The organism is Pseudomonas sp. FBCC-B1667, from assembly GCF_059133255.1.
The window spans coordinates 3973128-3997707 of record NZ_CP101437.1 but is presented as its reverse complement, the minus strand read 5'-3'; the positions used below and the strand labels follow the sequence as shown (position 1 = coordinate 3997707).

Genomic DNA, 24580 nt, shown 5'->3' with positions numbered 1-24580 from the left:
CCGTAAGCCTTACCCTGGAGTCAGAATTTCAATGCCCCAACTCACCCACTTCGCAGCCCCGTGCCCGGAGCACATCAACAGCCAGATCCTGCAACTGGTCGTCGATAACCTGACCGACATCAGCATGGTCGGCATCGGCCCGAGCAACCCGCTGTACAACGTCTACCAATACACGGTCGGCTTCGAAGTGCACCTGTACCTGGAAGCACTCGACGGGTCCAAGGGGATTGCGGTCGAGTTGATCGCCGCCACCGACGACGAAGACCCGACGAAGGTCATCGGCTTTTTGCTGTACCTGCCAATCAAGGACGATCCGCAAGCCTGCGGCGTCGCCTACATGGCGGTCGACGCCGGCCATCGTCGCCAAGGTGTCGCCCGCGCCATGCTGCAAGGCATGATCAACCGTTACCCGCACGCCGAATTGACCTGCGCCGTGGCCAAGGTGCCGTGGTTCGAATCCATGGGCTTTCAGGTGCTGGGCGTGCGCGCTACGCAAGTGCTGATGAACACTCGCGACCACAGCAGCGAAGGCTTGATGGGGCTGCTGGATGTGGCGTCGATCTACAGTTCGCTGGAAGTCCGGCAGATCCATCACTACTTGCTGCAGAAGCACGGCAAGCGCGCAATGATTGACGCCGAGAAGCAGCGCGACCGGCATCTGGACCAGATGACCCGTAACGCCAAGGTGTTTGTGCTGAATCGTTTGGGCCAGAACGCGGCGAACGAGCCTCGTCTGGACTAGACTCGCAAGTCCTTTCGGGAGCGCACGGTCGCCGAGCCGTGATATTCTGCGCGCCAACTTGGTTTGACCTAATCAGTTTGCCCGTCCCTGAGACGCGCAAACAGGATCAATGTCGCTCAAGTAGCTGAAGCCAATAATGATAAAAAGTCAGTTCAGTAGGGACATATAACTGAGGTCGATGCAGACAATCGGCCTTGTGTGCCCACCCTCCAATCCTCATGCACGAACACCCACGACATTCCTGCCTGAATGCCGTGAACCGGGGTTTTTGACATGAAGATGGAAGGGCGGATGGCGTTTTATCATAGGTGCTACAGATGTTTAAAAAAATGAACACGGCCCTGCTGGGGCTGGCTTTGTCGATGGGGATCACGTCCGTTCAAGCGGAAGAGGCAAAGAAGGTTGATGTGCTGCTGATTGGCGGCGGCATCATGAGCGCAACGTTGGGTGTGTGGCTCAATGAACTGGAACCCGACACCTCGATGGAAATGATCGAGCGTCTCGACGGCGTCGCCCTGGAAAGCTCCAACGGCTGGAACAACGCCGGTACCGGTCACTCCGCCCTGGCCGAGTTGAACTACACCCCGGAAGACGACAAAGGCAACGTACAGATCCCGAAAGCCGTTGAAATCAACGAAGCCTTTCAGATCTCCCGTCAGTTCTGGTCCTGGCAAGTTCAGCAAGGCGTGTTGAAAAACCCGCATTCGTTCATCAACTCCACGCCGCACATGAGCTTTGTGTGGGGCGATGACAACATCAAGTTCCTGAAGAAGCGCTACGAAGCCCTGCAAGCGAGCCCGCTGTTCGCCGGCATGCAGTACTCCGAAGACCCGGCTGTGATCAAGAAGTGGGTTCCGCTGATGATGGAAGGGCGCGACCCGAACCAGAAAGTCGCGGCCACCTGGACCCCGATCGGCACCGACGTCAACTTCGGCGAGATCACCCGCCAGTTCGTCGCGCACCTGCAAACCACGCCCAAGTTCGACTTGAAGTTGTCTAGCGAAGTGCAAGACATCACCAAGAACGAAGACGGCACCTGGCGCGTCAGCTACAAAAATCTGAAAGACGGCACCACGTCCGAAACCGACGCCAAGTTTGTGTTCATCGGCGCCGGCGGCGGTGCACTGCACCTGCTGCAGAAGTCCGGCATTCCTGAAGCCCAGGAATACGCAGGCTTCCCGGTTGGTGGCTCGTTCCTCGTGACCGAAAACCCGACCATCGCCGAACAACACCTGGCCAAGGCCTACGGCAAAGCCTCCGTGGGCGCACCGCCGATGTCGGTTCCGCACCTGGACACCCGTGTCCTGGACGGCAAGCGCGTCATCCTGTTTGGCCCATTCGCAACCTTCAGCACCAAGTTCCTGAAGGAAGGTTCGTACCTGGACCTGCTGACCACCACCACCACGCACAACGTGTGGCCAATGACCAAGGTCGGCATCAAGGAATACCCACTGGTTGAGTACCTCGCAGGCCAACTGATGCTGTCTGATGAAGACCGCATGAACGCCCTGAAAGAATACTTCCCGAACGCCAAGGCCGAAGACTGGCGCCTGTGGCAAGCCGGCCAACGCGTGCAGATCATCAAGCGTGATGAAGCGGCGGGTGGGGTGTTGAAGTTGGGTACCGAAATCGTAGCGTCCGCTGACGGCTCGATTGCCGGTTTGCTGGGCGCATCGCCGGGTGCATCGACGGCTGCACCGATCATGCTGACCGTGCTGCAGAAAGTGTTCAAGGACAAGGTGGCTTCGCCGGCCTGGCAGGAGAAGCTGCACCAGATCGTGCCGAGCTATGGCACTCAGTTGAACGGCAGTCCTGAGAAGGTTGCGCAGGAGTGGGCTTACACTGCGAAGGTGTTGGAACTGACTCCGCCACCGGTGATCCCGCAGTTGGCGGCTCCGGTTGTTGCTCCTGGTGAAGCGCCAAAAGCGCCGAAGGCTAATGCGGCCAGTGATATGGCTTTGTAAGTAGAAGGTTTGTCGAAAGCCCGCTGAACCGGCGACGGTCAGTGGGCTTTTTTGTGCGTGGAATTCAACACTGTCGGTAATAGGTAAAGCGAACTGACAGTTTTCTTAAAAGATCGGGTTGCTCATGGGTATCCCGAGCAGACCATCGATTGCGCTGTAAAGACCGGCCATTTTTGAGGAAGTGCTCAACACTGATTTCTAGCCTGAGAAAAAACCAGCGACGTCATGCGTGATTTCTTGCTCCAGGCTAAAGCGCCAGGCGCGAAGGCCACGCTTGGCTCTCGGGAGATTGGCATGATCATTGGTGATCTGGCTCACAACATAAATAAAACCCTTTGAGCAAACGCTATGAGCAATCCCATCTTGATCGACCTTACGGAACGCATTCTGACGATCCGTTTCAACCGACCTGAAAAAAAGAACGCGTTGACCAAATCCATGTACGCGACGCTCGCCGACGCCTTTGCGCAGGGGCAGGAAGACGATGAGGTAAGGGTGATCCTGATAGCCGGTCAGGCCGATTGCTTTACCAGCGGTAACGACTTGTCCGATCCCCCGGATGGCCTCGATGGTGCGCTTGGACGTTTTATCGAGGCGATCATGACTTGCACTAAACCTGTGATTGCGGCGCCCTGCGGTATGGCTGTCGGCATCGGGTTGACCATGCTGATGTACTGCGATCTTGTCTACTGCGGAGAACAGACGTTGCTGCGCACGCCGTTCGTCAATCTCGGTGTGTGTCCCGAACTCGGTTCTTCCTATGTTCTGCCACAGATGATGGGGCACCAGCGTGCTTGCGCGTTGCTGCTGACGGGGGACGTCATCAACGCCAAACAGGCTCGCGAGTATGGGTTGGTCAATGAAGTGCTACCTAATGACCGAGTCGAAGAGTTTGCGCGAAGCAAAGCCAGGGCTATTGCAGCACAAGCACCTCACGCCGTGCGGACGACAAAAATGCTGATACGCCGATGGAGCCTGGAATTGGCCAATCAAGCGAACCAGCTGGAAATGAAGCATCTGATGGCAATGATTGATGGCGCGGAAGTCAAAGAGGCGATTTCTGCTTTTGTTCAGAAACGCCCGCCGAACTTCTCTCGCTTTGTTTAACCGAGTCATCGAATCGTTTAGAGCAACTCCGACGCCTGGATAATAATAATGAAAATGAATTTTTGCCGTGCCATGCGCTTGTTGTCGCTACGTTTTCGCAATCAGGAAGCCATCGTCAACGTCGAACGCAGTCGACGCTATACGTATGAGGAATATCACCTGCTGACCAATCGCATTGCCGATGCCTTGCGCATCAGGCTGGAGGTTGGCCATGGCGATACCTTCATGTTGATTCTGGAAAACGACAATCTCAGCCTGATGATGCTGCCCACCGTCTGCAAGCAGGAGGGGACGGTGGTCATGTCCAATCTGCGCGACTCCATGGAGGAGCACACGCGACAGCCGCGTGACTTTTCATCGTTGACCACTCTGGTCTATGGCGCTGCGCCAATGAGTCCGGCCAAGCTCAGTGAGTTGGTTGATTGCTTCGGGCAAATTTTTGTCCAGGTATATGCTGCGACCGAAGCCGCCATGTTTATCTCAGTGCTCGACAAAGCGGATCATCGCCCAGGCAATGAAGCCTCCATCAAGCGCTTGTCGTCGGCTGGTCGTACTACGCCGGGGGTCGAAGTTTTTGTCGCCGACGAAAATGGCACACCATTGCCCTTTGGGGAAACCGGCGAAATCCGCATTCGGTGCAAGGCCATCATCAAAGGCTACTACGACAATCCGCACGCCACTGCAGCAGAGTTCGAAGAAGGCGCGTGGAAATCCAGTGACTTGGGGTATATCGATAACGACGGTTATCTTTATATCGTCGACCGAATGAAGGACATGATCATCAGCGGCGGCTTTAACGTCTACGCGGTCGAAGTCGAGGCAGCACTAGCGTCTCACGCTGCCGTGATGATGGCGGCCGTGGTCGGTATTCCTCATGCGGAATGGGGGGAGGCAGTCCATGCCGAGGTCATCCTGCGCAGCGGCCAGACCGTCACGAAGGAAGAACTCATCGCGCATACCAAAGCTAGGCTCGGCAGTTACAAGGCACCTAAATCGCTGATTTTTGTCGAAACATTGCCGACGTCGGTCGTAGGGAAAGTGGTGCGACGTAGCGTAAAGGAAAAATACTGGACAGGCGCCGCCAGGCAGATCAATTGATCTGGACCCTGTCAGTTAAAGAGGAGGCACTCAATGTTTTTTCGTGGCTGACAGGGCGCCGATTTAACAGCGTATGTACCCGAACCGATGACCTCACGCGCCATAGATACCGGACGCCTTAACCCTGAGGTGTTCGCCTATGACAAAGCGAAAAACGCTGGATCGTTATCGTGCCGCGTCTTTTGCGTAATAGCGTAAATGTCCAGTGCGGCTATACCTTTGAGGTTTGCAGTTCTTTTTCGTCGTCCTGCCTCAAGGAAAATTCTTTGCCTTTGTTCAAGTTCGCTTTGCGGCGCGTGTTGTTCACGATGGTTCTGCTAATTGCCCAAGGGGCTTTCGGGCAGTCCCCCGGACTGGCCACCGACGCCAAGGGGTATGCGCCCGCCGACAGTTGCATCGGCTGCCATGTCAAACAGGCCAGCGCCTGGAAAAACTCTGACCACGATTGGGCCATGCGTTCAGCCACCCCAAACAGCGTGCTGGGTGACTTCAAGGATGCACGTTTCAAGGACGGTAAGGTTGAGGTCCATTTTTTTCGCAAGGGTAAGAAGTTTTTCGTCAACACCGAAGGCTCTGACGGGAAACCGGCGGATTTTGAGGTTCTCTATACGTTCGGCTACAAACCCTTGCAGCAATATCTGGTGGCATTTCCCGGAGGTCGCATGCAAAGCCTGACTGTCGCCTGGGACACGCGAACCAGGACCGAGGGCGGACAACGCTGGTTTTCCCTTTACCCAGGACAACACTTCGCCCCCACCGATCCCTTGCACTGGACCGGGCGCTACCAGAACTGGAACGCCATGTGCGCCGATTGCCATTCGAGCAATCTTCTCAAAGGCTACGACGACAAAACCGATACGTTTGCGACCACTTGGCATGAGCAGAATGTTGGCTGCCAGGCCTGTCATGGTCCCGGCCAGGCGCATGTTGACTGGGCTGCCAAGGAGAAACCTGCGCAGGTCAGTTACAACTCTCCAGCCGAGATCGGCCTGGTCGTTGATTACAAGGCCTTGGGCAGCAAGGGCCTGGGGGATCAGTGCGCTTATTGCCACAGTCGTCGACAGAGCTTGAATGTGGGTCAGCAAGCAGGCAAGCCATTACTCGACAGTGTTTTGCCAGCGACCCTGGACCCTGGTCTGTACCATGCCGATGGGCAAATGCAGGGTGAGGTCTATGTCTATGGATCTTTCACCCAAAGCAAGATGTTTGCTGCAGGCGTGACGTGCACCGACTGCCATGATCCGCACACCACCCAAGTGAAAATCCAGGGCAATGGCCTTTGTCAGCAGTGTCATAACACCCAACCGCCCACCCGTTTCCCCAGCCTTCAAGCGAAAAACTACGACAGCCCCGAGCACCATCACCATGCGGCGGGCTCTCAGGGCGCGCAGTGCGTCAATTGCCATATGCCGGCCCAGACTTACATGGTGGTCGACCCGCGCCACGATCACAGTTTCCGTCTGCCGCGCCCGGACCTGGATGGACAGACCGAGAGCCCCGATGCCTGCACCACCTGCCATAAGGACAAGGAGCCCGCGTGGGCGGCGAACGTCATCGAGGGCTGGTTCGGTACTCCGCAACGGCCACCGCACTATGGCCAGGCCCTGCATGCCGCACGCACTGGCCAAGTCGATTCGCTGCAACAATTAACGGCGCTGATCGGCGACCTGGGTAAGCCCGCCATCGTTCGTGCCACTGCCGTCCAGCAATTGACGTCGATGGGTGACCCCGCGTTGCCAAGCCTGGCCCAGGCGCTCAAGGACGAGAGTTCTCTGGTACGAGCGTATTCGGCCTCCGGTTTTATTGGGCAACCTCCCGTACAGCGGGTCAAGTATCTATTGCCATTGCTGCACGATGACAGTCGCGCCGTCCGTGACCAAGCCTTGAATGCCTTGGTCGGGATCCCGACGATAGCCTTGCCCGAGGCAGAGCGCGAACGCTTCAAAGCGGCTCAGGCAGACTACGAACAGCGCCTGCGCGGCAACGCCGACCTGCCGGGCAATCGACTGAATCTGGCGGTATTGCTTGAGCGCGATGGACGCCAGCAGGAAGCCATGGAGCAATATCACCAGGCCTTGAAACTCGACCCCTACTTCGTCCCGGCGAGGGTGAACCTGGCGACGCTGGCAAATTCGATGCTGCTCCAGGACGAAGCCGAGCAGGTACTGCGCGAAGGCGTCGCCTTGAAGGACATGCCCGTCACCGATCACGGCAATATCGCCTATATGCTTGCCTTGTTGCTGGCCGAAAGAAACAAGACCGACGAAGCATTGCCACTGTTTGAAACGGCAGCGATCGAGCTTCCTGGCAGCTCGCGTATTCGTTACAACCAAAGTTTATTGTTACTGAAAATTCAGCGCCGGACAGAAGCACAGGCGGCACTGGAAGCGGGCCTGGCCCAGGTACCCGATGATGCAGACTTGCTCTATGCGATGGTTTACCTGCATGGATCCGCCAATGAACGGCAGGAGGCAATCGACTATGTCCGTCGCCTGGAAGCGGTTGCGCCTCAGGATCAGCGTCTTTCCAATCTGAAACGTCAACTAGGGTTGCGCTAGCGCACTGGTCAGCAGCGTCTGCAGGGACGACGGTGCCGCTATAAAAAATGACAGCTTGATGGCCTGAATATCCGCTTAAAGCTGCCACTTGTCGGTAACAGGCTGATTGTAATGGCAGCTTATTAGCGCTTGGCTACGCTGCACGAGGGGCAGCGGGGGATTACGGGCATATTCGGGAGAGCTTCTATGAAGCGTTCTGCACCGGCATTAACAAGTGCTGTCAATTTCGCAACAGGACCATCGAAGTCAGCATTCCTCATGCTGGGGATCCTGGCCTGCATGTTGTCAGCCCTGCTGACGACACCGGCCTCGGCCCAGCAAACCACCGGTGAGCCGGGTTCGCCCGACGCGACTACCACGGTTGATGGCCGCTACCTGCCGTCGCCACCGGCCCCGTTCCAGGGCCAGATCAACCTCAATGCGATGCAGTCGAAGGCGGCTTGGCCGGCGCGTGTGGTGCCGCCCAAGGGCGCACCGAATATTCTGGTCATCATGACCGATGATGTCGGCTTCGGCGCGCCATCGACCTTCGGCGGCCTCATCCCCACGCCGACCATGGACCGCATTGCGCAGAACGGACTTCGCTATACCAACTTCCATACAACTTCACTGTGCTCTCCGACGCGAGCGGCGTTGCTCACCGGGCGCAACCATCACTCTGTTGGCTTCGGTGTAATCTCTGAAATTGCAACCGGCTTTCCAGGCTATGACAGCATCATGGGGCCGGAAAACGCGACAGTAGGCAAAATCCTTCAAGAGAACGGCTACCGCACTTCGTGGTATGGCAAGAACCACAATACACCCGCTTTCGAGACCAGCCAGGCCGGCCCCTTCAACCAATGGCCGACCGGCATGGGTTTCGATTACTTTTACGGGTTCAACGCCGGTGATGTCTCACAGTGGGAGCCGATGCTCACCCGTAACACCACGCCGATCACGCCGTTCGACGGGCATCCGGGATGGAATCTCATTACGGCCATGGCCGACGAAGCCATCAACTGGATGAGCCAGATCAACGATGTCGATCCCTCGATCCCATTCATGATCTATTACGCGCCAGGGGGCACGCACTCGCCTCACCATCCGACGCCGGAGTGGATTGAAAAAATCAGCGCCATGCACCTCTTTGACAAGGGATACGAGGCCGTCCGGGATCAAATATTTGCCAACCAGAAAAAACTCGGGGTGATCCCTGCGGATGCCCAGCTGACACCTTGGCCGAAGGACTTGCTCAAAGCGTGGGACCAATACACACCCGAAGAAAAGAAATTGCTGGTTAAACAAGCCGATGTCTACGCTGCCTATCTCGCCTACACCGACCACGAAATAGGTCGCGTGGTCCAGGCCGTGGAAGACCTGGGCAAGCTCAACAACACGATCATCGTTTACATCAGCGGCGACAACGGTGCTTCGGCTGAAGGCTCGCCAATGGGCACCTGGAATGAGCTTCTTCCATTCAACGGCTTCAACCCGACAGCGGCCGAGCAAATGCCCATGTACGACGCGTGGGGCAGCAACAAGACTTATCCGCATTACTCCATTGGTTGGGCCTGGACTTTTGACACGCCGTACAAGTGGACCAAGCAGATTGCATCCTACTTTGGTGGCACCAAGAACGGCATGGCAATTTCGTGGCCCGGTCATATCAAGGACGTAGGCGGTATCCGTTGGCAGTTTCACCACGTCATCGACATTCTCCCAACACTGCTGGAAGCCGCAGGCATTAGCCAGCCCGTCCAGGTCGACGGCATCGCTCAGAAGCCGATCGAGGGTGTGAGCTTGGCCTACACTTTCGAAGCAAATGCCGGCGGGCGCGATGCCAAGTCGCATCACACCATCCAGTATTTCGAAATGCTGGGGACTCAGGGTCTTTACAACGATGGCTGGATGTTGAGCGCAGTACCACTTCGCGCACCCTGGAACCTGACCGGGGCAGCAATCACAGATCCCGCGACAGCGTTCAAGTTCGAGCTCTACGACCTCAGTAAAGACTGGACTCAATACACGGATGTCGCCGCACAAAATCCAGTGAAGGCTGAGGAAATGAAGGATCTGATGTTTGGTGAGTTTGCCAAATATCAAGTCCTGCCGCTGGACGCTTCGGCTGCAACGCGGTTCATCACCCCCCGTCCCAGCTTGGCGTCAGGCAGGACGGTCTTCAACTATTCGGGCGCTACCATCACCGATATTCCGGCTGGCAACATGCCGAATCTGCTCAACAGCTCCTACACCATTACCGCCGAGGTTGACGTACCCAAGGAAGGTACCGAAGGCATGATCATCAACGAAGGCGGACGGTTTTGGGGATACGCGCTCTACATGGTGAAAGGAGCACCGACGTTCACCTACAACCTCCTCGGCCTCAAGCGAACCAAATGGCAGGGGCCTGAACTGACGCCGGGCAAACACACGATCGTGTTCGACTTCAAATATGACGGACTCGGCGCAGGCACCTTGGCCTACAACAACTTGAGCGGTATCGGTGGTGGCGGAACCGGGACGTTGAAGGTGGATGGCAAAGCTGTGTCCACCGAGCGGCTGGAGCACACCCTGCCGCTCACCAAACCTCTGGACACTGTATTCAACATCGGCGCGGCCTCCGGAACGCCCGTGAATGACCAGGACTACCAGGTCCCGTTTGCATTCACCGGCAAGATCAACAAGCTGAATATTGTGATCGACCGGCCGAAGCTTTCACCTGCGGACGAGAAGCGGCTGCAGGAAGCGGAAACGAAGGTGGCAAGCGACAAATAATCTCGGGAGAGCGCTGGATCGTTGCCGAGATCCTGCCTCTGATTTCACTGGCCTGCGCGGTCATCCACGCAGGCCAGCGAATGACAGACCTTCAGGGATGACACATAGCAGATCGTGTTGAAAGAAAGTCGAACCGAGTTGACGCCCCAAGGCGTGATCGACGCGAACGGTCAGTAACCGTCATGCTCCAGCCGAACTGTATCGCGTCGATTTTCGCCTGATTGACTCAGCGATGAGATCGGGAAAGGCTGATTGGCTATGGTGGATCGGGCGTCGTGAAAACAATGTTCCCTGGTTGTCATTATTCAATGGGCAGAGGATCTAATAATGCAGCGCAAACTGATTGTCATAACAGCCTTGCTACTCGCCGCCAGTTCAATGGCCATGGCCGCTGGCAGTTCCGGAAAAAAACCTGTTTCAAAGTGGACCTGTGAAGACTTTCTTGCCGTCAGCGAAACTGATCGGCCCGTCGCAGTAGGTGTCGGAGAGGTGGTGAGCCGCAAGGGTAAGGTGGAAGATGAAGTAGTGGATGTTGAAAGCATCGCAACCGTTACCCCTGCGTTGGTTCAGGTTTGTGGCCAGGAACCCAAGGCATCCTTTATGACCAAGCTCAAATCTGAATGGGCAAAAGTTAAAAAGGCTATGTAAGTTCAATGGCTTCCACCGACAGGGTGGAAACCTGACTAACAGGCAGTATCCAACATGCAATCAAACAAGGGCGCTGAAGCGCCCTTGTTTGGATAATTGTGTGCCGGGAGAGTTTTCCGGCCGCCCACTCCTGACCTGCTGCACGCCAAACAACAAGCCTTCACACCACAACGATAATGGAGACACGAGGGCCGAAGTCGTAGCGATTGAATAGCCTGCTGAGCAAGCGCTAGAAGGTGTAAACCTACTCGAGTGCCCGGGCGTTTATTTCGTAGATAAGGCCGGACGTAATACTCGACTCCAGTTACCCGAAGACATCGGCGACGGTTTTGAACTCCGGAGCCAAACGGCCCATCAGCCTCATCAACTTGACGTAATGCTGGGTCTCACGTTCAAGCCGAGGAGTACCACTATGTACGACTATGTCATCGTAGGCGCCGGTTCGGCTGGCTGTGTTCTTGCCAACCGCCTGTCGGAGGATCCCGACATCAGCGTCTGCGTGATCGAGGCCGGGCCATCAGATGCACTGACGTTCATTCACACGCCGGGCGCCTTCGGTCTGTTTATGTTCACCAAAAAATACGATTGGTCGTACGAGGCGAAATCGGATCCGGCCTTGCGCCATGGCAAACCGCTTTTTTGCCCTCGTGGCAAAACCCTTGGTGGGTCCAGTTCGATAAACGGCATGGTCTATACCCGCGGCCACCGGTCCGACTACGACGGCTGGGCCGCGCTGGGTTCCCCAGGCTGGAGCTATGACGAGGTGCTGCCCTATTTCCGCAAGGCGGAACACAATCAGCGCGGTGCCGACAGGTATCACGGCGACCAGGGACCCTTGGCCGTGTCGGACAGCGAGCTCAACTACACGATTTCGAAGGTCTTCATCGAGGCGGCCGAACAGGCTGGCATGCCGATGAGCAATGACTTCAACGGCGAGCAATATGAAGGTTTCGGGGCGTTCCAGTTCACCATCGCCAATGGTCGGCGCTGCAGCACTGCAGTGGCCTATCTGCATCCGGCCATGAGTCGACACAATCTGACGGTGATGACCGGTGCCGACGTTGTGCGTATCGAGTGCGAAGGCAAGCGGGCGGTCGGCGTCACCGTTGAGCACAGGGGCGGGCAGGCATTGATCAAAGCCAATCGAGAGGTCATTGTTTCGGCGGGCGCCTTCAACTCACCGCAACTGCTGATGCTGTCAGGCATCGGGCATCCGGACGAACTCCAGATGCATGGCATTCCCCTCGTCCATCCCTTGCCAGGGGTCGGCAAAAATCTGCAGGAGCACCCCGATACTGCGGTGCTCACCACCAGTCACTACCACGGCGGCGTGCAGCTCTCCCTTGGAGGGGTGTTACAAATGGTCGGTGAAGGTATCGAGTATTACGGTGCCCATCTTGGCAAGCTCCGCTCCTCGTTTACCGAAGTCGGGGCCTTTCTGAAAACCGATCCGTCCCTTGCTGTGCCGGACATCGAGCTCTGCACCTTGCCGCTGCTGTTCGATGATTCAGGACGCGATCTGAAGCTGATGACAGTCGATGGCTACTCATGTCACGTCGGCTGTATACGCCCAAAAAGCCGTGGCACAGTCAGCCTGGCCAGCGCCAATCCGACCCACCAACCGATCATCGACTTCAACTTCCTCAGTCATCCGGACGATATGAAAACACTGATCGGAGGGGTTCGGCTGGTGCGCAAGATCCTGGCCGCCCCGGCCTTCGATCCCTATCGCAAGGAAGAGCTGTTTCCGGGAAAGGACGTGCAGTCCGATGAGGAACTCGCCCAAGCGATCAAGGATAAGTTTGGCCTTGAATATCATCCGGTGGGTACCTGCAAGATGGGGCAAGACGACATGGCCGTGGTGGACTTCGAACTGCGCGTTCATGGCATGCAAGGGTTGCGCGTTGTTGACGCTTCGATTATGCCGACTCTGGTGGGAAGCAACACCAATGCGCCGACTATCATGATTGCGGAAAAAGCCGCTGACATGATTCGCAATAAGCCGCCATTAAAACCTGCTACGACATAGATTTAGGGTTTTCTGTTGGCAATCGTCAGGCTTGCCAGTAGCCATCAGCAACGTTGCCGGGCCAACGCCTGCATCGCACGCAGCACGCTATTTTCCGTGCACCCGAAAGACACCGTCGGAACCCTGGCGGTTTTTTCGGTCGAGACACTGGCCTCGCTCGACGTGATGGTCCATCAGTTGGTGGATCATCAGAAGGAGGCGCGCTACGCGTTGTTAAGTGTTTCAAAAAAACGGGACGCTGAGCGTCCCGTCTCTGTGCCGGTAGTGCCTGTCACGCAGTAAGAAACCCACTGAACCAGCGGCGGTCAGTGGGTTTTTTTGTGCCGGTCATTCAGGTTTTTCAGCTGACGGGTGCACCTAGTCCTTTGAAAACACCTGCCTCAGTCCTCCAGTGCCTCTGGCGAAACCACCCACACGCTACACGGCATTTTGTACAGCAGGTGTTCCACCGTGCTGCCGACCAATCGCTCAAGGCCACGATGACCAACCCGGCCCATCACGATAACGTCGACGCTGTAAGCATCGGCATAGCTGGAAAGGACGTTGGCCGGGTTGCCCATGATCATGTGCTGACGCTCCGGCGCAATACCGTTGCGCTCGGCCAGATCGCGGAAGGTCTCGCCCTGTGCATCGAACAGCGACTTGGCGTGGCCTGAAGAAAAAAACGCCGACGCATTATCAAAACCGAATTCGTCAGCGCTGATCGAGGATAGGTCATGGGCGTAGATCACATCGAGCTCCGCATTACAGATACTTGCCAGTTTCGTGGCTTCGCGCAGGATCCTGTCGTTGAAACCTGCGTATTGGCCATTACGGTGGAACGGGTCGACCGCGACGAGGATTCTTCGCGGCAGCGCGTGCTGCACATGACTCACAAAGTGCAGCGGCACCGGGCATTCGCGCAGCAGATGGATATCCAGTGGCGTGAACATCAGGCGTGACAGCAGCGACTCATGCTCCAGCGCCTTGATCAGTGCCGCCATCGGTTGTTCTTTCAGGTGAATGAGGATTTCTTGCAGGGGCTTCTCTACCCAGACCACCTCAGTGGTGACGTGCACGCCGATTTTGCGCAACGGCCGGGCTTGGTCTTCGAGCCATTGACGATGGCGCTCGACATAGCCCAGGCGCATCTGCTCCAACGCCTGATCGTTGACCAGGCCGGCGGTGGCCAGTCCCTCCAGGTAATCGAACGCCACGATATGCAGGGCGGCCCCCGCAGCCTTGGCCAACGCTGCGGCCCGGTCGAAAGCGGGGCTGTTTTCCATCAGCGGCGAGACGACCAGCATGAAACGTGATTGCTCAGACATGACAAATCTCCCGTAGGTCATCGCACAAACCCTTGCGCTCAAGGTCGACCGTGCGTTTAGGCCGTATGGCTTGGTTCTTATCCTGCCGCTGGAGAGGGGGGTTGGGCTTGATCTTTGTCAAATAGATGGTTGACCGGCTCCAACGCCTGACGCGCGGTGAATCGCAGGCAAACATTCACAAAGTATTGACCCTTATCAATCTCTGTCCTGCCACCTCGGCGCAGTCTTGGTCAGTCGTCGGGAGGTGTTTATGATCATTGCGATCTCAGAAAAACGGACGACCCATCGTTGGGTCGTGCAGCTGGATAACCTGGAAGTGAACTTCAACGGCCAAGCGGAGGCGCAGGCATTCGTTGGCCAACTCAAGGCACGGATCAACGCGCCGCATACCTGGCCCGTTGCCGCTGGCCGACCGGCATTGAACGACAGGCACAGGGTCGCCATTTGACTGCGACCATTGAATAACCTGCGTACTGCAGTCAACGGGGCAAGGCTGCGCCGCTCACCCGGTCGGGGTAAACAATGAATGAAACCCTTGGCATGGCAGGTGCTGCGGCTGCCTTGGGGATCGGCATGCTAATCGGCCTTGAGCGCGAGCGGCACAAAGGGCAAGGGGACAGCCGTGCCTGTGCCGGGTTGCGCACTTTCGCGGTTACCGCGCTGCTGGGTTATGCGGCGATGCAGGTCGGGGGCGGTCTGCTGGTGGGAGTTGTGGCGATCGGTCTGGCATTGCTGGTCACCGTGGCCTATTGGCAAAGTCTGAGTGATGACCCTGGCGTGACCAGCGAAGTGGCGTTGTTCGCAGTGTTGGTGCTGGGGGCGTTGTGCAACACCGCTCCCCAGTTGGCCATTGCCATTGGCGTTGTGATCGCAGGGCTGCTGACTTACCGCCAGAAACTCCACCACTTTGCTAACAGCCAGTTGACCGAAGCAGAAATGAGCGATGGGCTGGTTTTGCTCATTGCAGCACTGGTGGTGTTGCCCCTGACACCGGATCGCTTCATCGGCCCCTATGCCGCCATCAATTTACGTACCATTTTCACCCTGACGGTGTTGTTGATGGCGGTGGGCGCAGTGGGGCATATCGCGGTTCGCGCCTTGGGCACCCGTTACGGCTATGCGATCAGTGCCATCGCCTCCGGGTTCGCGTCCAGCACGGTGACCATTGCCGCCATGGGGCATATCGTCGCCAAGGAACCGGCGAACATCAAAGTCCTCAGTGCTGCTGCGATCCTGTCCAATCTGGCGACGGTCATTCAGGTGGGATTGATTCTGGGGGCGGTGGATCCCGCTTTGCTTCGAACCATGTGGCTGCCCTTGTTATTCGGCGTAATCGCCACGGCGTTGTATGGCGTTTGCCTGATGTTTATGGCCCCCACTGGAGTCGCCAGCGAACCGATCAAGGTCGGCGGTGCTTTCAATCTCAAGCTCGCCTTGGCGGTGACGTTGACCATGACCGGGATTACGCTGGTGTCATCGGCAATGCTCAGCCACTTTGGCCAGGTCGGGGTGATGCTGACCGCGATACTGACCGGTTTTGCCGATGCTCATTCCTCGACGGCGTCCATTGCCTCCCTGGCCAAGGCCGGGCTGTTGCCGTTTGATGCCATTGCCGGGCCCGCGTTGATCGCCGTCAGCAGTAACTCGCTGAGCAAATGCCTCGTGGCCTGGGTCAGCGGCGGTAGACGGTTTGCCGCGTATGTCATACCGGGGCAGGTCGTGCTGACGCTGGCGATGTGGGCGGGCACCTTGTTGCCTTGAACGCTTAATCAGAGGCCGGGGCCCGGTTGATCCACCCATCACTTTGAAGTTGTGCAAAATGGCGATGAAATGCGTCACCACGCCCTGATCGTCAATCACTGGGGTGATGACCTGATTGACGGTGCAATGACCTCCGTCCTTGCGTCTCTCGACCATTTCTCCCTGCCAGGTCAACCCCGCCAGAATTGTCAGCCACAGGTCCCGATAAAAGGTTGTACTTTGTCGTCCCGAAGAAAGCAGGTGCGGGGTTTTTCCGACCAGCTCGGGCTTCGAATAGCCACTCAACAGGCAGAACGCCTTATTGATCCAGACGATGCAGCCTGTGCGCTCGGTGATCAATACCGGATTTGTCGCAGCGTCCAATGCTCTTACCAACAACTGCTGGTCGTATTCGATCATTGCCCCTCCGAGACTGCATTGATACTTGAAGCCTGAATTCAGGTTAGGTCGAAGGGACAGGGGGCTGGTTGATCAAGATCAAGTCATTTGCGTCAGGAACGCTCAGTCTGGATACCTGTTCTCTTTCCTGATGGCCGTGTGCCGAGGTGACCCATGTCGCAGACTCAGCGTGTACTGTTAATTGCCCCCCCCGCCATGACCCGCACGCCGGCTTTCGACCGTGCCGCCGCGCTGGCAATGGCCATGCAATTGCCGTTGCACATCGTCGCGTTCGATTATTTGCAAGCCTTGGCGGTGGCCGGTCTGTTTGCCCCTGAGCAAATGAGTCTCGCCCGTGATGGTTATCTGCAAAGCCATCGGCAATGGCTCGCGGAACAAGCCGCGTCGATGAGCAAGCAGGGCGCGGAGGTCACCAGTGAGGTGGTGTGGGTACAGCACCCTTATGAGGAGGTTTTACACTATGTCAACGAGATGCCACTGGCGCTGATTATCAAGGATGCCCAGGAAGAGTCGGCGTTGAAGCGGGTGTTTTTCACGCCGCTGGATTGGCAGCTTCTGCGCGATTGTCCGGTGCCGGTGCATCTGGTGACCAATGCCCTCCATCCACGCCCTCGCAACGTGCTGGCCATCGTCGATGTCTTGCGCAGTGAAGAACAGGATCATGTATTCAACGACCAGATCATTGACGCCGCCGCCAAGCTTGCCGCCCTGTGTGATGCACGGCTTGAGGTGGTGCATGTGTATGACTGGACGGCGATCTATGCCCAGGACATTGGCTTTGGCGCTCTGCCGATGGCCACAGGGATTTATGAATCCCTGGGGGCGGCGCAGCACGAAGCGTTTGCGGCCATCGCCGAGCGACATGGCGTGCCACCGCAGGATCGGCATTTCATCGAGGGAGCACCGCTGAGAAGTATCTGTGATTTTGCCGCCGAGCATCACACGGACATCATTGTCATGGGCACGGTGCAGCATTATGGGTTGAGCAAATTGTTGGGGACCACCGCCGAACAGCTCTTGCACCGGGCGCCCTGCAGTGTGCTGGCGATAAAACCGGGCCGGGTGTTGCAATCCTGAGTACCGAAGTGCCCCGCGATGTGCCGTTGGCCGGCACATCGTGGGCGCTTGTTTACAAGTAGAGACGGTGAATGACCTGGCGAGCGTCATCGGGATCATTGTGTGTATCGAAGCCCAGTGCCCGGGCCAGGTCGCGCATTGATGTATTGCTGGCGGCGTCCACCGAATACATCTGGCGAAAGCCGTTTTTGCGAGCAGACTTGATCAAGTGCTCCGTCAGTAACGTCCCCAGCCCCAGGTGCTTCCAGTCGTCGGCGACGGTCACGGCGCATTCACATTCATGCTCACCGGTGGCGGCGTAACGGCTGACGCCGATCTCGATCAATTGGCCGTTCTCGTGAACCAGCGCGATGTAGGCGACGCGTTTTTTGTTATCGGTGTCCATCAACTGATTGAGCATCGCGGTGCCGGGCTCGTTGATCTGTGCGAGAAAACGCATATGTCGGGATTCGGGCGACAGTCGCTTGATAAACGCGTATTCACGCTCGCGGTCTTTTTCCGCCAGCGGCCGGATCAATACATGCCGGCCGTCCTTGAGCGCTTCGATCCAGTATTGCCCGAGGACCGCGGCATAAGCCGCTGCGGCCCGTTCGTTATGGTCTTTGACGGTAAGCATGGGGAGATCCTCCATCCGGTTTGTACAGTGTGCGCACGGTGACGAACCGCACGGCTGATTCCTTTCTACGCCGTTGGCAGCGGTCAAACCTGATCTGGATCAGAGACCCGTATGGTGGGGCGCTGATTGACCTGTGTTTGATGTAAATCAACTGGGGGGAGGGGGCGCCGGGCGCATTCTTGGAACCACCGGCGCTTAACGACCGGAGTCGAGCGGAGGTGTGTGATGGGTCAATTTCATCGTTTGCTGCTGATTGCCGACCAAACCCTGCATCAATCTCCCGCCTTGCTGCGCGCCGTCGCGCTGGCCAAGGTGAGCGGGGCTGTGCTGGATGTGCGGGCCTTTGTCGAACCGGCACCGATCGTGCATTTGTGGGAACAAAAAACGGACGAAGCCGAGTATCAGCGCTACTTGCGCCGCTATCGTCGCTGGGTGGCAGACGAAGTTGAACAGTTGGGTGGCCAAGGGCTGGAGGTCACGGTGGAAGTGGTCTTCACGACCCATCCGCTGCTGGATATCCTGAAAACCGTCGAAGAGCTCAAGCCTGACCTGTTGATCAAGGATGTCACCCTGGAGCCGGTCTTAAAGCGCGTGTTCATCACTCCGCTCGATTGTCACTTGCTGCGCGAATGCCCGGTTCCCGTGCACCTGGTCAACCAGGCGCGTTACAGCTTGCCGCACCGGGTCGTTGCGGCCATTGACCCGTTCGATCCTGCCACCCAGATCAGTGGCTTGAACGACACCATCATCCAGACCGCCAATGCCCTGGCCCTGCAATGTGACGCCCCGTTGCACCTGTTGTATGCCTACGATTTGTCGCCCGCCTTCAATGGTGATGCGCCACTGGCGGGGGGTGGCTGGGGCGTGGATTACATCGAGGAACTGCGTGAATCCCTGCACCTGGCGTTTGTCGCCCTGGCGGATCGCTACGGCGTGCCGCCAGAGCGGCGGCATTTCGTCATGGGCCTGCCGGTGCCGGTGATCAGTGAGTTTGTCGAGCAATACCTGGCGGATGTGGTGGTGATGGGCACTGTGCATCGGGTGGGAATTGACCGCTTGATCGGCAGTAACACCGAACGGGCGCTGTACTCGGTGCCGGGCAGCATCCTGGCGGTCCGGCAGGGCGTCAAGGGGTGAGCCTCCGGTACAAATCACACAGCCGCCCTTGACGGTCGTGGCCAGTGCCAGCGGCACCCGCGCACCGACAGGCGCAAAAATCAGGCTGGCATCGAGCAAGTGCGGCGGTGGTTGATCCGATGCCCCCGCCCACTCGGCACTCAAGGATCGGGCATAAGCCTGGCCTTCATGGTCATCCGGTCGAGTGAAGGCATACACCTGCTGCCCTCGGCCTCGCGCCACCTGGATCGCCAGAGGTGCAAGTATCAGCGCTGAGGACGGTGACAACCGGCGACGAGTTGCTTGAGCCCTTCCAGGTCCAGGATCTTTACCTCTCGGCCGGCGATTTCCACCAGGCCTTGATCGCGAAGGTGAGCAATGCCCCGGCAGATGGTTTCCAGCCGCAACCCCAGGTAGGAGCCTATTTCTTCGCGGCGCATTTTCAGAACGAAGTCCCTGGGTGAATAGCCACGGATGCTGAAGCGCTGCGACAGGTTCAGTAAAAAGGCCGCCAGCCGCTCATCCGAATTCATGTTGCCCATCAGCATCAGCATGCTGTGATCACGCACGATTTCACGGCTCAGCAGCTTGTTGAGGTTGTGCTGCAGCGATGGCAGGTTTTGCGCAAGTTTCTCTAGCTGCGCAAAGTGGATGGGACACACTTCGCTGTCCTCCAGGGCGAACGCATTGCAGGCGTGTTCATCGCCGCTGATGGCATCCAGACCGAGCATCTCGCCTGGAATGTGAAAGCCAGTGACCTGTTCACGCCCATCCACTGACAGCATGCTGGTCTTGAATGAGCCGATACGGACCGCGTAAAGCGAAAGCAGGGGATCTCCCGTGCGGTACAACGCTGCACCCTTTTTAACCTTGAAACGTTGCACGATCAGGGTATCCAGGCGTTCGACTTCCGGGCCGCTCAAACCGATTGGCAGACACAGTTCCAGCACACTGCAATTGGAACAAGCTGACTTGAGGTGGTGAATTTGAAGGGGGCGGGTTTCAGGCATGGGGGGCACGACGCCATCTGGGTGGAGTGCGTTAAGCATAGGTGGTGGTGCCCCGTACGCGCAGTCCATTGCACCGTTTGGCCCGGTAATAGACGAACGGGGAAAGCCCTTGATATCGAGCTCTGCAGTGACGGTCAATCGGTAGGAGGCGTGCTATTTGCTCTTCCAGTATTTCTGCATTTCGAGAAACAGAAACGACGCCGTCCAGGTGATGAGTACCAGTCCGGTCAACGCTTGCAAACCGGTCAGATACTTGAGGTTGCCCACGGGTGAAATATCTCCGAAACCGATGGTCGTGTAGGTCGTGAAGGAAAAATAGACGCAGTCGAGCAGCGAACCATCGAAATTGCCCACCAGGCCGCCCCATTCGCCGGATCGCACCATCAGGTAGTAGACCAGCGCGAAGCACCAGACTTCCAGCGCGTGGGCGAGCAGGGCGCCGAACACGCCAATGACAATTCTGAAACGACTCCAAAGCTTGAGCCGCGGCAGCCAATCGTTCAGGCGTAACAGGCATTCGTAGTGGATCACCACGGCGACGATGACCACCAGCGTATTGATCAGCGTAATGGCCAGCATGGCGAACCCCCGACAGTAGCGGATGCGTGGCGGCCCGCACAAAGGTGTCCGCTCAGTGATTTTCTACAGCAAGGTAACGCGAGCGCATTGAGCTACATCAACAAGGCTTGCGTATACCTGACAGGTTGGCGCGCTGACGCAAAGCGGTGATTCGTTGACAAAGATCAGAGCCCTCAATGGATATCGCCAGATACTCGAACCATCGATAAAGCGAAATTTAATAATCAGCCATGGCAGGAAGCCCCCAGGCTGGACGGCGGGCTGGCCGTCGGTCGGGGAAGGCGCTCGCGGGACGAGGTCTATGATGCTCAAACTTAAACGTATTCTGTTGATTGCCCCTTGCGAAATGATCCGCACCCCGGCATTTGATCGCGCGCATGCGTTGGCCTGCGCCACGGGTGCCCTGTTGCACATCGTCGCATTTGACTATGTGCAGGTGCTGGCAGTCGCCGGGTTGCTTGATCACGACGCCATGGCTCAGGCGCGGGAGGGTTACTTGCAGGTACACCGACACTGGCTGGAGCAGCAAGCCCGGTTTCGTCAATACGTCGGTATGCAGGTCACCACCGAAGTCGTCTGGTCCAGGTCCACCCCCGCGCACATATTGGACTACGTCAATGACTTCCATGCGGACCTGGTCATCAAGGACGCCACGCATGTGCCGGTACTCGACCGTGCGTTTCACCGCCCCCTTGACTGGCTGTTGCTGCGCGACTGTCCGGCGACCTTGCACCTGGTCAGCGACGCAAAAAATCCCAAGCCGATGAGCATTCTTGCGGCAGTCGATTTGTCCCATCTCGAAGAGCTGAGCCACGGGCTTAATGACCGGATTCTCGATCTCGCCTCGACGGTGGCTGCCTCCTTCGGCGCCGACTTGCACCTGCTCAACGTCAGCAACTGGTCGGTGGTGGGGGATACTGAGATGAGTGTGCCGACACTGAGCCTGGATAACAGTTTGAGCGATGCGGTCAATGATGCTCAGCAAGAGGCCTTTGATGCGCTTGCCGAACGTTATTGCATCGACAAAAACCGCCGACATCTGCTGACGGGAATCCCTCACAAAGTGATCGTGCAGTTTGCTCGACAACAGGCTTTTGACTTGGTGGTGCTGGGTACGGCCTATCACCACGGGATCGACCGGTTCATGGGCAGTACGGCCGAGAGTGTGCTGAACAAGGCGCCGTGCAGCTTGATGATCGTCAAGCCATTGCGCTCCCATGAATGATCAAGGAGACGACCACGCGAATGACATTTCTCGGTGCGGCAGGCACGGTCACAGGCAGTAAATATCTGTTGGAACACAGGGACCAGCATGTGCTGATCGATTGCGGCCTGTTTCAGGGCTACAAGCAACTGCGCTTGCACAACCGCATGCCATTCCAGACCTGCCGATCTACCTCAACAGCCCCATGGCAACGGATGTCACACGCTTGTATCAGCGCTTTCGCAGTGAGTATCGGCTGTCGCTCGAGGACTGCGAAGGCATGTGCCAAGGCACACATTTTGTGCGGTCGACTCGTGACTGTGCCTGTCCGGGCGGAGGTGGTGCCCATGGATACTTTGTCTGCGCACGCCGACGCTGATGAAATCATCCAGTGGTTGTGCGGGTTCAAACGAGCGCCGAAGCAGATCAAGCCTGCCTCTCTGCGTTAAAACGCCGTGCCGATGTCCCGGCACGGCGCTGCGTCCTGAATACATGCGTCGTCGTACAACGACGAACGCATGACTTCAGCCCCCACGCCGTCACTGACATCTCCTGAGAAACGAGAAGCCGAAGAGCCCATATCCAGAGGGAGCGGCGGTGGATTGGCTTTTTAATCGGAGGTGTTTCTCTGGACCAACGGCAATTTTTCAGATTGACAGCGTCGTAGTGGACTCGATATAAAAGGCACAGTTGTACGACGACAGACGATTAGCGATCTGTTCATCCTAAAAATAAGAAAGAGTGTCGGCCCATCATGAATTCAACCTGCGTCCTCACCTCGCTGAATGTCGCTGCTTACGGTTCGTTCCTGACGCTATACCCGTCTGCGCAGTCTCGCCCGTCACAGGCGGCTGTCCCGCCCAACGCTTTCCCGCATCACTACATGCCCGGTTCCCGCCATTGAGATCGCGCTACGCGTGAGCTAACCGACAGCGGAGTCCAGCTTTTACTTTAAGCGCAAGACACGGCTGAACCTGACCAGCCTTGGCGCGAACTCCTCGCGTTTTGGCGATGCTCTACGACACAATTGATCTCGCTTGAAACCGAGAGATCATCACCATAATCCAATAATAAAGTGATGCCATGAATCTGAACGAGCCCATCAATGCGCAACGCGTCGGCCAGTCGGTCGGCAAATACCGCTGGACGATCTGTGCACTGTTGTTTTTTGCCACGACGGTCAATTACCTCGACCGTCAGGTACTGAGTCTGCTGGCGCCGCAGCTGGCGACGCAATTTGGCTGGAGTAACACCGACTACGCCAACATCGCCTCGGTTTTCCAGTTTGTGTACGCGATTTCAATGTTGTTCGCCGGCCGCTTCGTCGACAAGATCGGCACCAAGAAAGCGTACATGTTCGCCATTGGCATCTGGTCCACCGGCGCGGTGATGCACGCCTTCGCGGTGCCGATGGGTGAAGGCATCGGCTTCCTGAGCAGTGCGCTAGGGCTGGCTGTCATCCCGGTATCGATTGCCGGTTTCATGTTGTCGCGGGCCGTTCTCGCGATCGGTGAGGCGGGTAATTTCCCGATCGCGATCAAAGCCACTGCCGAATACTTCCCGAAGAAGGAGCGCTCCTTCGCCACCGGCATCTTCAACTCCGGCGCCAACGTTGGCGCGATCCTGGCGCCGATCTGCGTGCCGCTGATTGCCGGCATTTGGGGTTGGGAAGCCGCGTTTATCGTGATTGGTCTGTTGGGCTTCGTCTGGGTCGCTGTCTGGATCGCACTCTACGAGAAGCCAGAACAGCAAAAACGTCTGTCGGCCGAAGAATTGGCGTACATCCGTGCCGATGAACCGGTGCAAGTGGTCACCCCGGAAGTGTCGGGTGTCGCTGCCAAAAAAGTATCGTGGTTCAAACTGCTGACCTACCGCCAGACCTGGGCGTTTGCCTTCGGCAAGTTCATGACGGACGGCGTGTGGTGGTTCTTCCTGTTCTGGTTGCCCACCTATCTGTCGGCGCAATACGAGATGAAGGGCGCGGCCATCGTTGCACCGCTGGCCGTGTTGTACAGCATGACGATGATCGGCAGTATCGGCGGCGGCTGGTTCCCGAGCTACTTCATGGCGCGCGGCGACAAGCCGTACGACGGTCGTATGAAAGCCATGCTGGTGATCGCGCTGTTCCCGCTGGTGGTGTTGTTGGCGCAGCCATTGGGTTACATCAGTTTCTGGGTGCCGGTGTTGTTGATTGGTGTAGGCGCGTCGGCGCACCAGGCGTGGTCGTGCAATATCTTCACCACCGTGTCTGATATGTTCCCGCAAAAAACCATCGCGTCGGTGGTCGGTATCGGCGGCATGGCAGGTGGTTTGGGCGGTGTGGTGATGACCAAGATCGGTGGTTACGTGTTCGACTACTACAAATCGATCAACGATATTCACACCGGTTACATGATCATGTTCGCGATCTGCTCGCTGGCCTATCTGGTGGCATGGAGCGTGATGAAAATGCTGGTGCCACGCCACAAGGAAATCACTGACCTGTAAAACGACGGTCCGAGCAGTAGAAAGCCCCGTCCCGCATCTGTAGGGCGGGGCTTTTTCGTTTCAAGCATCTGATCCGTATTTTTCCGGTTTATCTGCCTCTGTTATGCACTCAGGTGCAGGTCCA

General features: G+C 57.3%; 18 protein-coding genes and 4 pseudogenes. 16 read left to right on the top strand and 6 right to left on the bottom strand.

Annotated elements, in window-relative coordinates:
* Window positions 1-31: 31 nt before the first annotated feature.
* The 9 genes and pseudogenes from NL116_RS18435 to NL116_RS18395 form a co-directional block, all read left to right on the top strand.
* On the top strand, window positions 32-742 hold the full coding sequence (locus tag NL116_RS18435; RefSeq protein ID WP_494373431.1) for a GNAT family N-acetyltransferase: 711 nt from the start codon (window positions 32-34) through the stop codon (window positions 740-742).
* A 317-nt stretch (window positions 743-1059) separates the two neighbouring features.
* The gene (mqo, locus tag NL116_RS18430; RefSeq protein ID WP_494373430.1) at window positions 1060-2706 is read left to right on the top strand and encodes a malate dehydrogenase (quinone); all 1647 of its coding nucleotides are present in this window, start codon (window positions 1060-1062) and stop codon (window positions 2704-2706) included.
* Window positions 2707-3054: 348 nt separating this feature from the next.
* Complete coding sequence (locus NL116_RS18425) at window positions 3055-3813, top strand: enoyl-CoA hydratase (RefSeq protein ID WP_494373429.1); 759 nt, start codon at window positions 3055-3057, stop codon at window positions 3811-3813.
* Window positions 3814-3861: 48 nt separating this feature from the next.
* Window positions 3862-4911 (top strand): AMP-binding protein, encoded by a 1050-nt coding sequence (locus NL116_RS18420; protein ID WP_494373428.1) that lies wholly within the window; start codon window positions 3862-3864, stop codon window positions 4909-4911.
* A 266-nt stretch (window positions 4912-5177) separates the two neighbouring features.
* Complete coding sequence (locus NL116_RS18415) at window positions 5178-7469, top strand: tetratricopeptide repeat protein (RefSeq protein ID WP_494373427.1); 2292 nt, start codon at window positions 5178-5180, stop codon at window positions 7467-7469.
* Between the two features lie 186 nt (window positions 7470-7655).
* Window positions 7656-10223, top strand: coding sequence for an arylsulfatase (locus NL116_RS18410; protein ID WP_494373426.1), 2568 nt, complete (start codon window positions 7656-7658; stop codon window positions 10221-10223).
* A gap of 327 nt (window positions 10224-10550) precedes the next feature.
* On the top strand, window positions 10551-10871 hold the full coding sequence (hdeA, locus tag NL116_RS18405; protein WP_494373425.1) for an acid-activated periplasmic chaperone HdeA: 321 nt from the start codon (window positions 10551-10553) through the stop codon (window positions 10869-10871).
* 412 nt (window positions 10872-11283) lie between these two features.
* On the top strand, window positions 11284-12900 hold the full coding sequence (locus NL116_RS18400) for a GMC family oxidoreductase (protein WP_494373424.1): 1617 nt from the start codon (window positions 11284-11286) through the stop codon (window positions 12898-12900).
* Window positions 12901-12978: 78 nt separating this feature from the next.
* A pseudogene (locus NL116_RS18395) lies at window positions 12979-13182 on the top strand (hypothetical protein); the annotation flags it as partial.
* Window positions 13183-13280: 98 nt separating this feature from the next.
* Here NL116_RS18395 and NL116_RS18390 read toward each other — a convergent pair.
* Entirely contained in the window at window positions 13281-14207 is a 927-nt protein-coding gene (locus NL116_RS18390) for a universal stress protein (protein WP_494373423.1), read from the bottom strand.
* A 250-nt stretch (window positions 14208-14457) separates the two neighbouring features.
* Between NL116_RS18390 and NL116_RS18385 the strand changes: the two genes are divergently transcribed.
* Window positions 14458-14655 carry a hypothetical protein gene (locus tag NL116_RS18385; protein ID WP_494373422.1) on the top strand — a complete coding sequence of 66 codons (198 nt, stop codon included), beginning with the start codon at window positions 14458-14460 and terminating at the stop codon, window positions 14653-14655.
* A gap of 74 nt (window positions 14656-14729) precedes the next feature.
* Entirely contained in the window at window positions 14730-15968 is a 1239-nt protein-coding gene (locus NL116_RS18380) for an MgtC/SapB family protein (RefSeq protein WP_494373421.1), read from the top strand.
* A 108-nt stretch (window positions 15969-16076) separates the two neighbouring features.
* Here the strand turns inward: NL116_RS18380 and NL116_RS18375 are convergent.
* Window positions 16077-16367 (bottom strand): annotated as a pseudogene (locus NL116_RS18375) (PAS domain-containing protein); the annotation flags it as partial.
* A 153-nt stretch (window positions 16368-16520) separates the two neighbouring features.
* Between NL116_RS18375 and NL116_RS18370 the strand changes: the two are divergent.
* A complete protein-coding gene (locus NL116_RS18370; RefSeq protein WP_494373420.1) occupies window positions 16521-17444 on the top strand; it encodes a universal stress protein in 924 nt (307 codons plus the stop codon).
* A gap of 52 nt (window positions 17445-17496) precedes the next feature.
* Here NL116_RS18370 and NL116_RS18365 read toward each other — a convergent pair whose 3' ends face one another.
* Window positions 17497-18060: a GNAT family N-acetyltransferase gene (locus NL116_RS18365; RefSeq protein ID WP_494373419.1), complete on the bottom strand. Its 564-nt coding sequence runs from the start codon at window positions 18058-18060 to the stop codon at window positions 17497-17499.
* 225 nt (window positions 18061-18285) lie between these two features.
* On the opposite strand from NL116_RS18365, the gene NL116_RS18360 reads away from it, so the two are divergent.
* A complete protein-coding gene (locus NL116_RS18360) occupies window positions 18286-19197 on the top strand; it encodes a universal stress protein (protein WP_494373418.1) in 912 nt (303 codons plus the stop codon).
* Between the two features lie 3 nt (window positions 19198-19200).
* Here NL116_RS18360 and NL116_RS18355 read toward each other — a convergent pair.
* The 3 genes and pseudogenes from NL116_RS18355 to NL116_RS18345 form a co-directional block, all read right to left on the bottom strand.
* A pseudogene (locus NL116_RS18355) lies at window positions 19201-19437 on the bottom strand (alcohol dehydrogenase); the annotation flags it as partial.
* 5 nt (window positions 19438-19442) lie between these two features.
* Window positions 19443-20186: a fumarate/nitrate reduction transcriptional regulator Fnr gene (gene fnr / locus NL116_RS18350; protein WP_494378095.1), complete on the bottom strand. Its 744-nt coding sequence runs from the start codon at window positions 20184-20186 to the stop codon at window positions 19443-19445.
* A gap of 153 nt (window positions 20187-20339) precedes the next feature.
* Window positions 20340-20765, bottom strand: a complete 426-nt coding sequence (locus NL116_RS18345) for a potassium channel family protein (protein ID WP_494373417.1) — start codon at window positions 20763-20765, stop codon at window positions 20340-20342.
* Between the two features lie 304 nt (window positions 20766-21069).
* On the opposite strand from NL116_RS18345, the gene NL116_RS18340 reads away from it, so the two are divergent.
* From NL116_RS18340 to NL116_RS18330, 3 genes and pseudogenes are all read left to right on the top strand, one after another.
* Window positions 21070-21990, top strand: a complete 921-nt coding sequence (locus tag NL116_RS18340; protein WP_494378094.1) for a universal stress protein — start codon at window positions 21070-21072, stop codon at window positions 21988-21990.
* Between the two features lie 133 nt (window positions 21991-22123).
* Window positions 22124-22391: pseudogene (locus NL116_RS18335) on the top strand (MBL fold metallo-hydrolase RNA specificity domain-containing protein); the annotation flags it as partial.
* A gap of 661 nt (window positions 22392-23052) precedes the next feature.
* Window positions 23053-24456, top strand: a complete 1404-nt coding sequence (locus NL116_RS18330; RefSeq protein ID WP_494373416.1) for an MFS transporter — start codon at window positions 23053-23055, stop codon at window positions 24454-24456.
* Window positions 24457-24580: the final 124 nt, after the last annotated feature.

What these genes read in the sequence shown, in the direction of transcription:
- NL116_RS18330 (WP_494373416.1), top strand. Translation starts at nt 23,053, where the DNA reads ATGAATCTGAACGAGCCCATCAATGCGCAACGCGTCGGCCAGTCGGTC.
- NL116_RS18410 (WP_494373426.1), top strand. Translation starts at nt 7,656, where the DNA reads ATGAAGCGTTCTGCACCGGCATTAACAAGTGCTGTCAATTTCGCAACA.
- NL116_RS18420 (WP_494373428.1), top strand. Translation starts at nt 3,862, where the DNA reads ATGAAAATGAATTTTTGCCGTGCCATGCGCTTGTTGTCGCTACGTTTT.
- NL116_RS18385 (WP_494373422.1), top strand. Translation starts at nt 14,458, where the DNA reads ATGATCATTGCGATCTCAGAAAAACGGACGACCCATCGTTGGGTCGTG.
- NL116_RS18390 (WP_494373423.1), bottom strand. Translation starts at nt 14,207, where the DNA reads ATGTCTGAGCAATCACGTTTCATGCTGGTCGTCTCGCCGCTGATGGAA.
- NL116_RS18400 (WP_494373424.1), top strand. Translation starts at nt 11,284, where the DNA reads ATGTACGACTATGTCATCGTAGGCGCCGGTTCGGCTGGCTGTGTTCTT.
- NL116_RS18345 (WP_494373417.1), bottom strand. Translation starts at nt 20,765, where the DNA reads ATGCTGGCCATTACGCTGATCAATACGCTGGTGGTCATCGTCGCCGTG.
- NL116_RS18380 (WP_494373421.1), top strand. Translation starts at nt 14,730, where the DNA reads ATGAATGAAACCCTTGGCATGGCAGGTGCTGCGGCTGCCTTGGGGATC.
- NL116_RS18435 (WP_494373431.1), top strand. Translation starts at nt 32, where the DNA reads ATGCCCCAACTCACCCACTTCGCAGCCCCGTGCCCGGAGCACATCAAC.
- hdeA (WP_494373425.1), top strand. Translation starts at nt 10,551, where the DNA reads ATGCAGCGCAAACTGATTGTCATAACAGCCTTGCTACTCGCCGCCAGT.
- NL116_RS18340 (WP_494378094.1), top strand. Translation starts at nt 21,070, where the DNA reads ATGCTCAAACTTAAACGTATTCTGTTGATTGCCCCTTGCGAAATGATC.
- fnr (WP_494378095.1), bottom strand. Translation starts at nt 20,186, where the DNA reads ATGCCTGAAACCCGCCCCCTTCAAATTCACCACCTCAAGTCAGCTTGT.
- NL116_RS18425 (WP_494373429.1), top strand. Translation starts at nt 3,055, where the DNA reads ATGAGCAATCCCATCTTGATCGACCTTACGGAACGCATTCTGACGATC.
- mqo (WP_494373430.1), top strand. Translation starts at nt 1,060, where the DNA reads ATGTTTAAAAAAATGAACACGGCCCTGCTGGGGCTGGCTTTGTCGATG.
- NL116_RS18360 (WP_494373418.1), top strand. Translation starts at nt 18,286, where the DNA reads ATGGGTCAATTTCATCGTTTGCTGCTGATTGCCGACCAAACCCTGCAT.
- NL116_RS18365 (WP_494373419.1), bottom strand. Translation starts at nt 18,060, where the DNA reads ATGCTTACCGTCAAAGACCATAACGAACGGGCCGCAGCGGCTTATGCC.
- NL116_RS18370 (WP_494373420.1), top strand. Translation starts at nt 16,521, where the DNA reads ATGTCGCAGACTCAGCGTGTACTGTTAATTGCCCCCCCCGCCATGACC.